General features: G+C 47.0%; 1 protein-coding gene. It reads right to left on the minus strand.

What is annotated here, in order from left to right; translation table 11 throughout:
• Positions 1-117: 117 nt before the first annotated feature.
• Positions 118-2,379, minus strand: coding sequence for a tetratricopeptide repeat protein (locus tag R7Z49_RS23125; protein ID WP_258512553.1), 2,262 nt, complete (start codon positions 2,377-2,379; stop codon positions 118-120).
• Between the last annotated feature and the right edge of the window lie 480 nt (positions 2,380-2,859).

Genomic DNA, 2,859 nt, shown 5'->3' on the forward strand with positions numbered 1-2,859 from the left:
TTGGGGCAGAGGTGTGTTTGCCATAGCCAGTTAAATAACCCCTGACAAACGCTCTGATAGAGGAAACGTTGCAAACTGTATTATCTTCTGACTCTATAAACCTAATTTATGGGCATTCTAATCAGAGCTGGGGGTTAGCTCTGATGCAACTAATGAATCTACCCAATGGCTTCGAGCTTGCTCGTACATATCACAGATCACCTGCTCGGTAACGAGGAGAGATACCTCCTCGGCCTTTGCGAGTGTTTTCTCGATGTGCTTCATATCGCTACGTTGCTGCGCATGGGCATTTAAGATATGGCAATACATTACCAATTGGCCGCGGTAGAACCCACTGCGCTGCCACAATGCTAACCCCTCCTCCGCTCGCTCAATGGCTTGTTGATACTCACACTTAAGCAAGTGCTTACGGGCAAGGCCATTTAGACAATCGGTGTAGGAGTGGTGCAGATCATTTTGCGCTGCGATTGCCTTGGTTTGGCGTAGCAATTCAATCGACTCATCGATCTGGCCTAGGTACTCCATCGCTGTACTCATTGATAGATTGATGTAGATGGTTTCAGCGGTATTATCCAACGCTTTGGCGATTACCAGTGCTTCTTGATAATCTTGATAGCTCTTTTGGAAATACTCGCTGTCTTGAGTTTCTAACCCTAACGAAAGGTAGCAAAGCCCACGTTGCGTCATGGCGCGGCAGCGGATCATTTCAAGGTGAGAACGGTGCGCCTCTTCAATGAGGGGATCGATGATGGTAAGGGCTTTTGACGTCTGGCCATGTTGCCTTAGCGTCATAGCAATCTGCACCTTCGCCTCCCCAATTGCCTCTGGAGAGCTGCCGATAGCGGCAAGGTCTTCAAACACGGATAGCGCCTCATCCATACGACACTGCTGTTGGTACAGCTTACCGCTCAGGTGCAGGAAGTCCTCTCGGTCTTTCTCCGAGATCTGCGCACTTTCAAGGTAGTGCTGGGCTTCGATGAAGTTTTTGTAGCCTAGCTGAGCCTCACCATTGATGCCGTTGATCTGGTCGGCATAATAGTAAAATAGGCACGTCAGTGCGGTGTTTTTTGATTCATCAGACTGATGGTCGAGCAAGGCTCGCTTCATCAATGGATTGATCGAAAATGCCTGTCCGGGCAAGGTCTGGATAAACGAGTGCTGAGTCAACCTATCCAGTTCGGTAGCTGGGTATCCGGTATTGTATTGCCGGATCATATATTGAAAAAGTTGGCTATCGAAGTGCCGACAGTTTGCCAGCACTTTCAGGGTTGCACTCTCCGCTCGGTCTAGGTAGCGGATAAATCTATCTAAGATCTCTCTCTGAGTCTTGCCCTGAAAATCATCCGGCGTTGGGGTTCGTAATATAGTGAACTTAATTTTTTGATAGGTATCAACAGAGACATCAAGGTAAAAGGGAACCCCCTTGCTGTTCTCGACGATAACATCAACGATTTCAGAATCTTGGATATCACAGCTTTCCAAAAAATAGCGCGCATCGTTTTCAGAGAGTGACTCGAGGATGTGCGAATCCAACACCTCTGCCCAATCGGACTGGTACTCTGACCATCTCAGCTTGTCTCGACCAGCAATCACAAACAGCACGTTGGGATGATGGGTAATCCACTCACGCACCCACTCATCGACTGAAAAAAAGTGCCCCTCACGATAAGCGTTGTCCCACATTGCCTCGTATGAGTCGATAAAGACACACAGCTTTTGTGCATCATCCTTATCTAACGCAGCATTCAAGTCTTCAGCCAGCATCATAGGCAGGCGCTCTGCGATTTGCTGTGGAGTTAGATTTGGTAGCTCTGTGAAGATACGGCTGCCCGCCGAACTCCACCAGCGCTCTAGGACGTTCACGCTTTTTTTGCCCAATACGGCTAGCTTAGTCACTACGCTAGCAACTGGTAGTGCCTCTAGCGTCTCGACCATGGCTTGAGCGATGTCCGTCATCAGATCAGAGGTTTGCAGATATTCTAGGCTAGGGTCGTTGATGGTGATATCGGGGTTTACCTTTTGCAGATAGATCAGGTAGGCAAAATCAAAGGAGCGAAAGCTCGGCTTGGGCTTAAACTGTTGGGCTAAGGTTTGGCGCAATGAGCGGAGGCAAAAAGCGCAATCTTGATAAGCGGGGTCTTCCATGTCGATACGTACATGGCACCAGTCACTGGTTAGAGATTCACTTTTCGAGAGCTCTTTAAGCAATCGAGATTTGCCAATACCGCCAAAACCATAAAAATTAATGACGCTATGCTCAGTGGAGTCAAAGTTATGGATTGCCTTTCTGAATGTCTCCCTCGGAAGCTCTCGGTCGGTGAAGATGCGTTGAGCCTTAATTGGGGCACTATTGAATGTGTGTTTAGGTTTAAGAGCCATCGAATTCCTTTCTCGACTATGCCGGTACGTTTAGGGAGGATATCGCCTTGGACAAATGTGTGCCCTAGACCCTGCCCCAATCATAAATGATTCTTGCGGGAAGTCATGGTTGGCTAGAATATATCAACTAAACATTTGATCTGAATCGATTTGGGCGGCAGCTATGTATTATTACCCCACGTTGTCTAGAATGATGTTTACTGCGGGGTATCGCTCGACTTTATAAGTGAAAAACTACCATCCTTATTTTCGGTCCATATGATTTCGTCACCTTGCTACCAATTGAGATCCTTTAGATAATCGTCAGAGATCTCGAAGTAGTGCTCGCCTTGCTCGGTTACTTTTATCGGTACTCTCATAGGTTGACCTTTTCTTAAACAAGTATTCGACAATCAGCACTATAGAATCATAATGAAAACTAAGTCAAATGATGCATATTAGGCTTGACGTAAACAATAGGTTTCAGCACGGAATGGGGCA

It is taken from the genome of Vibrio sp. 1562 (assembly GCF_033340155.1).
In the GTDB taxonomy this organism is placed as follows: Bacteria; Pseudomonadota; Gammaproteobacteria; order Enterobacterales; family Vibrionaceae; genus Vibrio; species Vibrio alginolyticus.

Excerpts from the sequence above, each read along its gene's own strand:
- R7Z49_RS23125 (WP_258512553.1), bottom strand. The coding sequence starts at position 2,379 with ATGGCTCTTAAACCTAAACACACATTCAATAGTGCCCCAATTAAGGCT.